The sequence below is a fragment of the Myxacorys chilensis genome, assembly GCF_059505265.1.
Genome location: NZ_JCACKG010000301.1, coordinates 26,208 through 35,515, shown reverse-complemented (window position 1 = coordinate 35,515; position 9,308 = coordinate 26,208). Strand labels below are relative to the sequence as shown.

Here is a 9,308-nt window from a genome sequence, read left to right as displayed (position 1 = left end):
ACTGAACAAGGATACTACTCTTAGCTCCCTGTCCGATTTTTGGGTGTCATTTCACAAGTTATTCTAAGTTCGTTGCTGTAACGCTGTAAATGAAGATCTTAAGGGAGTTGCCAGTCCCCCTTTGCAGATTAATCATAAGCTAATTCTTATGTTCTCGATATTACTCATTAGAGTACTCTTCACCTGTATTTTTAAGTAGAGAAAGGAGGGCAGGTCAACCTGCCCTCCTTTCTCTACTTCAGAGATTTTAAAGTCAGAGATTCGACATCACAGCTTTTGCCGCTTCGATCGTGCGATCGACCTCTTCATCGGTATGAGCCAATGATGTAAAGCCCGCCTCAAACTGCGACGGCGCAAGATAGACGCCTTGCTCCAACATGCCACGATGAAACTTGCTGAACTTTGAGAGATCTGACTTCTTCGCATCCTCGTAGTTATGCACCGGACCTTCGGCAAAAAACAGCCCAAACATGCCGCTAATTGAGCCGCCGCTCGCTGCATGCCCTGTTTCTTTCGCCACATCCAGCAATCCTGCAATCAGACGGGACGTAACGCGATCGAGGTGTTCATAGCTTCCAGGACGGCGCAGTAATTCTAGAGTTTTAATTCCGGCAGTCATAGCGAGCGGATTTCCTGATAGCGTCCCTGCTTGGTACATTGGACCTGCGGGAGCGACCATTGCCATAATGTCTTTGCGTCCACCATACGCTCCAACAGGCAAGCCGCCGCCGATCACCTTGCCAAGCGTCGTAAGATCAGGCGTAATCCCAAATTTCTCCTGTGCCCCGCCGTAAGAAATTCGGAAGCCCGTCATCACTTCGTCAAACACCAGCAGCGCGCCGTGTTCTTGCGTTAGTTCCCGCAATCCTGCCAAAAATCCAGCTTCCGGTACAATAAACCCAGCGTTTCCCACCACAGGTTCTAAAATCAGACCTGCAATTTCCCCCGGATTCTCTTCAAACAACTGGCGCACCGCATCCAAATCGTTATACGGAGCGGTCAGCGTGTTTGCTGTTGTGGATTTGGGAACGCCTGGAGAATCGGGTAACCCCAACGTTGCCACACCCGAACCCGCTTTCACCAAAAACATGTCTGCGTGTCCGTGGTAGCAGCCCTCAAACTTGATCATTTTTTCCCGCCCGGTAAAGGCGCGCATCAAGCGTAGAACTGCCATACACGCTTCAGTTCCAGAATTGACAAAGCGCACCATCTCGACGCTGGGAACGGCATCAATCACCATTTCAGCCAGCACATTTTCTAAGGCGCAGGGTGCACCAAAACTAGTGCCTTTCTCCGCTGCCTCCTGAATGGCTCGAATCACGTCGGGATGAGTGTGCCCACAGATCGCTGGACCCCAAGTGCCTACGTAGTCGATGTACTGATTGCCGTCTACATCCCAAGCGTATGCGCCTTTGACGCGATCGAAGACAATGGGCTGTCCGCCGACTGATTTAAATGCCCGCACCGGGGAACTGACTCCCCCTGGCATTAACTGTTGAGCTGCTGCAAAAATTTCTTCTGATTTGGATGTTCTCAAAGTACCCGTAATCAAAGTTCTCTCCTTTAAATTCTGAAGATATTCCGTAGGACAGGCGCATTTCCTGACCTAAGCCGCAATACTGGAAAATTATCTCACTTACTGGAGGCGGCTAGAATGTCGTACCAAAGTAATTACGAATTGCCCGAAAGTATTCGCGATCAACTTTCTGAGACTGCACAACACTTCTATAGGGTAGCGTTTAACTCTGCGCTTCAGTGGTACGGGGAAGAGGCAAAAGCCCACCATGTGGCTTGGAGTGCAGTCCGAAGTCAAACAGTGAGTCTCAATAGTGCCATTTCATAAAGCATTAAGCTAAGACAAGCCAGCCTAGCGATCGCAGTTGCTAAACTTTTTTGTTTTTTCCCTTTAATTTTTCAACTATCCGAACTAACTCAATCTGAAGCAATTTTGGTTATGGGCGCTCTTTGATAGAGCGCCTTATTGCATGGGATTTGGGATTTGTCTTGGCAATTTGTCCTGATTTGAATCAGTCCTGAGAGTTGGGAATTTGCTCTGAAAGAGGTAGCATGATTGGGATCTTGCTGGGGAGTGTCAGATGAAACTACAAACGGGTGCAACCCTTCAGAATGGGAAATACCTGCTTAGCCAAGCGCTAGGTGATGAAGGTGTTGGAGCAACTTACCTAGCGACCCAGACCCTGCTCAATCAGGGAGTCGTCATCAAGACGCTAGATCCCAGTTTGCAGGTGACTCGCAGTTTTCCTCAGCTTAGAGCCAGATTTATTGAAGAAGTCCGGCTGTTGGCGAGAACTCAGCATCCCAGCATCGTTCGAGTTTTAGACTTCTTTGAAGAAGACCAGCTTCCTTGTCTGGTGATGGAATTTGTGTCAGGTCAAGCGTTAGCAACGTTGGTTTCTGTGGATGGAGCGCTTGCAGAAGCCGAAGCAATTCATTACATTCGGCAAGCTGGCTCAGCAGTGAGTGTTGCGCATGGGAATGGACTGATTCACCGAAATATTCAACCGCGATCGCTGATTCGGCGTCAGGGGACAAACCTTGCTATTCTGGTCGGCTTTGGATTTGCTCATGATCTAGCCAGTCCCAGCCTACCCCCCACTCAAATCAATCCATTTACTCTAAACTGGGACGCTGAGAGTCAGACTGCGATCGATCGCTATGGTCTCGCGGCTACTTTGTATTACTTATTATCGGGTCAGGCTCCGACCGCGCAGATGTCGCTTGATCAGCATTCGTGGAGTGACACGACTAAAGAAGCAATTTTGCAAGGGATGAATCCAGCCTTGCGATCGCAATCTGTGGAGGAGTGGCTGCGTCTTCTACCCAATACGACGCTGCCGTTGCTGGGTGTGCCTTCCCCTGCTGCATCTGCAGCCACATCATCCCCTCGTCCTGTCTCACAGCCCATCACCCTACCCTTTACAACACCACAAGAAGTGTCTCCTAAAGTTGTAGAACGTGACGTTGTAAAACAGAATGCACTCAGTGTCGCAAAAGCACCTCAAACTCCTCCCCCGCCGCCTCCACTAAAAATTACCCAATCAGCGGCAACGCTCAACGCTTCACCCAAACCGACTCTCCAACCTGTTGCCAGACCTCTTACTCAAAAACCTATTGCGGCTTATTCTGGGATGAGTCCTCACTTTCCAAAATTCTTGGTGATTACAGGAGCTGCTGCCACCGCTTTAGGTTTGGGCTTTGGTTTAGCTCTGCGAATTAGTGCTGCTAAAGCGCCTGGAGCCAGCATCTTTCATCCCGCGCAAACCTTTAGCGATCGCTCCTGGAAAGGCACCCTTTCTCCAAGCGGCGACCAAGGTGATATTCCTCTAGAGAAGATGCCGGGGAGCTATGACAGTAAGCCGCCTACCACCACAGATTGGACAATGCCAGCAAATTCAACTGAGCAAGGTTCAGTAGACGTTCCAGCAAGCCGACCGGCTCCTATTCAAGGCGCACCAGAACTAGAGCGATCGTTGCCTTCAACATCTCCGCAGACCGAACTTGACCCGCTTGACAGCGCTCCCGTCCCTGAAGAAACACCCCTCTACCGTCCAGTTGAACCCGCTCCAAAGCCTATTCCTAAAGCCGTTTCTCCTGGGGAACCGTCTGCATTGCCAACAGATCCCGGAGTGCCTGCGGCAGCTCCTGCACCTGCCACCAATCCTTCTAGTTTGGAGCAGCGCGAGAGTGCACCAGAACCCTTCACGAGGAGCGTAACTGGAAACTGAGGAAGCCTTTAGGGGGCTATTAAATTGGGCATGAGGCATGAAAGAATGGTTTTGCTTACTTTACCTTCATCCCTTTCATAAGCGGGAACAAGCTATAATTTGGGCAGCGCTGGAATAATTTTTATGAATAATAGTTCTTTACTTCGTGCCTTTTTTGTGGGTCGTGCGATCGCAGAGGTCGTATATGAGCAGGTTGAGGCTGGCGTTACGGAAGCGCTCAGTGAATTGGGCAAGTTTGACGCCGAGCAGCGAGAAAATTTGCGAAATTTTGTCGATGATGTGATGGAGCGAGCTGCCCGCGAAGAAGAAATCGCGATGCAATCTCGAGCTGCAACTGCTACTCCAGGCACAACCGTCGTCGACTTTGCCGGAACCCCATCGAGTGACCTACAGGCCACAATTGACGACTTGAGAGCTGAGATTGCCGAACTGCGATCGCAGCTAAAGCTTTACCGCAGTCGTTCAGAACAGTCTTAATGTGGGTTCTACCGCAAGGATCTGGGCAACTCCTCTACATAGCGTTGATAATCAAACAAAAGTTTAGTTGGAAAGTCGAGTGTCTGTTTCTTCTAATGACTCCAGCCCCTCTCAGCACTCAGCAGATCTGCCTGTGAGTCCTAACTCACAGCTTGGACATGGCGAAAGCAACGGCAAGCATTTGAGCATAACGCCGCTCGGAGTGGAGCAAGATCTGTTGACTGGACCGCAAGAGCAAGTGTCAGATTATCCCAGTGAATTGCCCTCTAAGCGCAAAGCCAGAGGACGATCTCATCGTGCGAAAGCCTATCGTTGGAGTCGAGAAAGCTACTCCAAACAGCGTCGCTATTTCGATATCTGGTCATTTGTTCTGAAACTGATGATGGCGCGATGGCGCTACAACAAGTCCTGGAGCTATCGGGGAGGCATAACCGACGCTAAAAAAGCCGAGCGGCGAAGAACCCTGGCTAGCTGGGTTCGAGAAACGTTGCTCGATCTTGGACCAACGTTCATTAAGCTTGGACAACTCTTCTCAACTCGCGCTGACTTATTTTCCATTGAGTTTGTCGAAGAATTGTCTAAACTACAAGACCGTGTGCCTGCCTTCAGCTACGAGCAGGCGGCGGCAATCATTGAGCAAGATTTAGGAAAATCTGTTGAAGAGCTATTTCGCAGCTTCGATCCGATTCCTTTAGCGGCAGCTAGTCTAGGACAGGTTCATCGATCGCAGTTACATTCTGGTGAAGAAGTCGTTGTCAAGGTTCAACGCCCCGGACTCCGAAAATTATTCGAGATTGACCTCCAGATTCTCAAAGGCATTACTCGCTATTTTCAGAGCCATCGAGAATGGGGTAAAGGTCGCGACTGGACGGGGATTTACGAAGAATGCTGCAAAATTCTTTGGCAGGAGATTGATTACTTAAACGAAGGTCGGAATGCTGATACCTTCCGACGCAATTTTCGGGGGTATGACTGGGTTGATGTGCCGAGAGTATACTGGCGCTATACTTCCCCGCGAGTCTTGACGTTGGAATACATGCCGGGGATCAAAATCAGTCACTATGAAGCCTTAGAAGCGGCGGGACTTGATCGCACTCGCCTTGCAAACTTGGGCGCAGAAGCCTATCTTCATCAGCTATTGGATAATGGGTTCTTTCACGCGGATCCCCATCCCGGCAACATTGCCGTCAGCCCTGATGGTAGTTTAATTTTCTATGACTTTGGCATGATGGGGCAGGTTCAGCCCGTCACTCGCGAGCGTCTGTTGGATACCTTCTTTGGCATCGCTCAGAAAGATGCTGACCGCGTGGTGCGATCGCTAATCGATCTTGGCGCGCTAGCTCCTGCCGAGGATATGGGTCCGGTGCGTCGTTCTGTCCAGTTTATGCTGGACAATTTCATGGACAAGCCTTTTGAAGACCAGTCCATTTCAGCCATTAGCGATGATTTGTATGAAGTCGCCTACGGTCAGCCGTTCCGGTTTCCAGCAACGTTTACCTTCGTTATGAGAGCCTTCTCTACGCTCGAAGGGGTAGGCAAAGGGCTAGATCCAAAATTTAACTTTATGGAGGTTGCAAGACCATTTGCAATGCAGCTTATGACCAATGGAAATTCTTCAGAAGCCGGAAGTAGCATCATCAACGAGTTAGGTCGGCAAGCCGTGCAGGTTGGCAACACGGCATTTGGACTACCGCGTCGGATCGAAGACACGCTCGATAAGTTAGAGCGGGGAGATATCCGGGTTCGGGTGCGATCGACGGAAACTGATCGGGTGTTGCGCCGCATCAGTGGGGTCAACATGGGCACAAATTATACGCTGTTGACTTGTGCTTTTACGATATCAGCGACCATCTTGCTCGTGAGCCAGTTTGCTTGGGCCGCGGCGATTCCTGGCGTTGCTGCTTTGATTAGCGGGATAGCGCTGATTCGACTGATGCTGAAGCTAGATCGTTACGATCGAATGCCCTAGTTAGCGTATGGCTCAAGTGAAGTTTTCGCCCACTTGGGTACGAATCGAGTTGAATAGTATTTAGGAAGCTCAACCTTTTTCACCCAAGTTTCTCGCTGATCGAATCATGAAACGCCTTTTTACCGGGATGACTGATACCGGGTTAGTCCGCTCTGCCAATCAAGATTCCTACGTTGTTGATTCTGATGGGCGCTTTTTTGTGGTAGCAGATGGTATGGGCGGACATGCAGGCGGGCAAGAAGCCAGCCGTATTGCCACAGACATCATTCAAACGTTTCTCACCCAGCATTGGAATTCTGCGATTCCGTCTGAGCAACTTCTGGAGAAAGCGATTTTAGAGGCAAATCAAGCCATTCTAAACGATCAAACTCAGCATCCAGAGCGCGCTGATATGGGTACGACGCTGGTTGTTCTGATGTTTCGAGATGAGCAACCGCTCTGCGCTCACGTTGGAGATTCTCGGCTATATCGGCTGCGAGACGCGATATTACAGCAACTGACAGAAGACCATACTTGGGTGGCACGGGCGGTGCAACTAGGGGAACTCACCCCTGAGCAAGCGCGATCGCATCCGTGGCGGCATGTGTTGGCCCAATGTTTGGGGCGAGAAGACCTCCAGCCCGTCGCCATTCAGCCAATTGAGGTGCAGCCCTGCGATCGCATCTTGCTATGTACAGACGGACTGACAGAGGAACTGTCTGATCAAATCATCGCCACCCAATTAGAGTCGATTCAGGTCTGTGAGAAAGCAGCATTGGCTTTAATTAACGCGGCTAAAGACCGAGGCGGACGCGATAACATCACCGTTATTATTATTTCGACCGACGCTGGAAAGTAAAGATGAAGCGAATCGAAACGTCTACTTAGCCGGTAGAAGCGTTGCGCTGAGCAAAGCACGCTGGCACTGAATAGGAAAACAGTAGAGCCGACATAACGAATAGCGCCTCTTTTTTCTGCTACCTCTACTCAAAAATTCTCAGATAGTCCGAGGCATCAAGACAGATGCAATAGTTCGCTCTGCGGGTAAAAACAGGATGTACTTTTGTATTATTCTTGACTCTTTAACTCTTTTGTAACCCAGCGAAACTGGCAGTTTCAGCTTTTCCTCACTCACAAGGAATATCAATCATACTCCTCTTCTCTCCTCTAGACAGAAGAGGGGGTCTATCTAAGTGCAAACTCTGAATAATGGATTACATCTTTAAATCACTCCAAGGGGGGTATGGCCATTTTGTCAAATGCTTGTTATCTTTGTTAACAACAAGCGATAAATGCCTTCCCACATTGGGTATTTTTAAGGAATCAACCTCGTTTGCCAGGATCCACTGTTGACGATATCAGCCGTTGGTTCCGTAATCTGTCTACTCTCTTACATTGTCGTCTACTCTCTTACATTGGAGTTTGTTATGAGTCAACCTGTAGAGCTAAGCTTAGAACAACAATTCAACATCCGCTCTTTCGAGACCCAAGTGCAAAAGATGAGCCGTGAACAAGCCCAAGATTTCTTGGTCAAAATGTACGAGCAAATGCTGATGCGCGAAACAATGTATCGTCACTTCCTGAAGCATCAGTGGGGCTTAGAACCCGAGATGCCGTAAGGTCAGTCCCATCTGCATGGGCGACCTCGATCTCTTGCTTTGTTCTTGCGAGTGAGAAAGAAGCTGGGGTGTGGGGCGTTCAGCACAACGATCCAATACAAAAGGATTTAATACAACTAGGCGTAGTGCCATTGACGATGCAAGCTTGCTGTTCTCCGTTCGATTCAGTTTAATTCAGCAGAAAGAGCCAGTTTATGAGTTTCATCCAATAGATTCTTCTGATGCTTTAGCAAGTGCTGCACAACGCTTTTACGGGTTCTGACGCATACTTCTGAGATAGAGTATCCAGAACTAAAAAACTAAATTGTCATATTAGCCTTGCGACTAGACTGATAAATCTTTTATTCCTGGCTTCTTGCCTTTAGGCTTGTACGATTAAAGAATGAGGCAACAACGATTAAAGCAGCTAAGCCTAGCAGTAGGCGACCAATAACTCCGTAAGCAAGCCCTAAACCAAAGCGACTGGCAATCGGTTGCACCACAATAGGTGAGAAAAACTGTCCCAAGAACATGGCAGAGGTTACGCCGCCTAGTAACCGTCCTCGAATTTGAATAGGAGCGATCGCATTAATCCAAACATTCATATTTGGCATCAGTAGCCCTAGTCCAAGTCCGGCGATCAATAGACTTAAGACGACGAATACGTAGCTCCCGGACAGAGAAATGGCAATGTAGCCAATTCCCATCAATAAGTAGACGCAGACCAAGATTCCTTGAAAGCTAAGCGTGCTTTTGACGCTTCTGTAGCGGGTAGACATCGTTGCACTGGCTAAGGTACACGCCGCGATCGCAAGTCCGCTTTCCTTACCGCCGCCCTGACCCAGGCTTTGGAGATAGAACGGCAGCTGCACTGGGATCATATAAAAAGCGACCATCGTAATGAATGTCAACAGAAAAATTACCGCTACCGTTGCAATGGGTAACTGATCGACGGGTTCATTACCATTGCTAGAAGCTGCAATTTGAGATGTTCTAGGCTCAGTCAGGGTAAAGATAGCAAGAGGAACGATCGCAAACGCCACCAAATAGATGAGGAACGGCAATCGCCAACTTGCATCTGCCAAAAACCCGCCTAAGGTTAGAAAGGCGACTCCTCCGTATCCCATAAAAGCTGCCTGAGTCCCCATTACATGATTGCGTTTTACCCCTTGGTAATAGTCAGCGACCAGTGCTGTTGCCGTAGTCATGATTGCGCCGACCGATAAACCAAGCAGTGCCCGTCCAATCAGTAGACCCTTGAGAGAACTAAGAACTAATCCAGAACCACCTGCTAAGCCGTAAAGGATGACTGCGCCAATCAACAGAGGCTTTCGACCAAAGCGATCGATGATTGCGCCAGCAAACGGTGCGCTAATTGCCGTAAATAATGCGGGCATGGTCAGAAGCAGCTTGACCCAAAACTCAGCGTCTGATTCGGTGCGAAAGAAATCTTGAATTTTAGGCAAGGCAGGAGAAATGGTTGCACCCGCCATGACCGTCATGCTGCTGAGTAAAAGAAGCGTGACAAGCTTGAGCAAG

8 protein-coding genes are annotated in these 9,308 nt (G+C 49.2%); 6 read left to right on the top strand and 2 right to left on the bottom strand.

The window, feature by feature from the left end:
• Nucleotides 1-253: 253 nt before the first annotated feature.
• The gene (gene hemL / locus AC5JLB_RS30060; protein ID WP_495877487.1) at nt 254-1,552 is read right to left on the bottom strand and encodes a glutamate-1-semialdehyde 2,1-aminomutase; all 1,299 of its coding nucleotides are present in this window, start codon (nt 1,550-1,552) and stop codon (nt 254-256) included.
• 102 nt (nt 1,553-1,654) lie between these two features.
• Here hemL and AC5JLB_RS30055 point away from each other — a divergent pair, with 102 nt between their 5' ends.
• From AC5JLB_RS30055 to AC5JLB_RS30030, 6 genes are all read left to right on the top strand, one after another.
• On the top strand, nt 1,655-1,843 hold the full coding sequence (locus tag AC5JLB_RS30055; RefSeq protein ID WP_495877486.1) for a ChaB family protein: 189 nt from the start codon (nt 1,655-1,657) through the stop codon (nt 1,841-1,843).
• Nucleotides 1,844-2,096: 253 nt separating this feature from the next.
• Complete coding sequence (locus tag AC5JLB_RS30050; protein WP_495877485.1) at nt 2,097-3,746, top strand: serine/threonine protein kinase; 1,650 nt, start codon at nt 2,097-2,099, stop codon at nt 3,744-3,746.
• Between the two features lie 123 nt (nt 3,747-3,869).
• Nucleotides 3,870-4,223 (top strand): DUF6825 family protein, encoded by a 354-nt coding sequence (locus AC5JLB_RS30045; protein ID WP_495877484.1) that lies wholly within the window; start codon nt 3,870-3,872, stop codon nt 4,221-4,223.
• Between the two features lie 79 nt (nt 4,224-4,302).
• Nucleotides 4,303-6,192: an ABC1 kinase family protein gene (locus tag AC5JLB_RS30040; protein ID WP_495877483.1), complete on the top strand. Its 1,890-nt coding sequence runs from the start codon at nt 4,303-4,305 to the stop codon at nt 6,190-6,192.
• A 106-nt stretch (nt 6,193-6,298) separates the two neighbouring features.
• The gene (locus tag AC5JLB_RS30035; protein WP_495877482.1) at nt 6,299-7,030 is read left to right on the top strand and encodes a Stp1/IreP family PP2C-type Ser/Thr phosphatase; all 732 of its coding nucleotides are present in this window, start codon (nt 6,299-6,301) and stop codon (nt 7,028-7,030) included.
• A 568-nt stretch (nt 7,031-7,598) separates the two neighbouring features.
• Entirely contained in the window at nt 7,599-7,790 is a 192-nt protein-coding gene (locus AC5JLB_RS30030) for an NblA/ycf18 family protein (RefSeq protein WP_162423724.1), read from the top strand.
• 341 nt (nt 7,791-8,131) lie between these two features.
• Here the strand turns inward: AC5JLB_RS30030 and AC5JLB_RS30025 are convergent, their stop codons facing one another.
• Nucleotides 8,132-9,307 carry an MFS transporter gene (locus tag AC5JLB_RS30025; RefSeq protein ID WP_495877481.1) on the bottom strand — a complete coding sequence of 392 codons (1,176 nt, stop codon included), beginning with the start codon at nt 9,305-9,307 and terminating at the stop codon, nt 8,132-8,134.
• Nucleotide 9,308: the final 1 nt, after the last annotated feature.